The 420-nt window shown below is 53.3% G+C and carries 1 tRNA gene; it reads left to right on the top strand.

The window, feature by feature from the left end:
* The first annotated feature begins 137 nt into the window (after window positions 1-137).
* Window positions 138-214 (top strand) — tRNA-Ile (locus HJY11_RS13325).
* Window positions 215-420 lie beyond the last annotated feature (206 nt).

Genomic DNA, 420 nt, shown 5'->3' with positions numbered 1-420 from the left:
GAGCACCTGCCTTGCACGCAGGGGGTCAGGAGTTCGAGCCTCCTCATCTCCACCACTGGTGGACGTGAGAGCCGAGAGGTAATCGCGGGAGGGACAAGGAAAACTGACTTCTAAGAAAGCGGAGCGCCCTTGAGTATGGGCTCATAGCTCAGGTGGTTAGAGCGCACGCCTGATAAGCGTGAGGTCGGTGGTTCGAGTCCACTTGAGCCCACCACGGCCCGGGAGACCGGGCAAAGACAAGGAAGCCTCAAGCAAAAGTGCACCTTGAAAACTGAATAAAGCAATAGACTGCGATAGAAATCTAAAGGGTAACATGGAAGAAATTCTGTGGTACACTACAATTTATGTCGAGAGAACAGCCGAAGAAAAAGGTCAAGCTAAGAAGGGCGCAGGGCGAATGCCTTGGCACCAGGAGACGAT

Origin of the sequence: Bittarella massiliensis (ex Durand et al. 2017), from assembly GCF_017566145.1 — a bacterium.
Lineage (GTDB): Bacteria > Bacillota > Clostridia > Oscillospirales > Ruminococcaceae > Bittarella > Bittarella massiliensis_A.
This window is presented reverse-complemented; position numbering and strand designations above follow the sequence as displayed.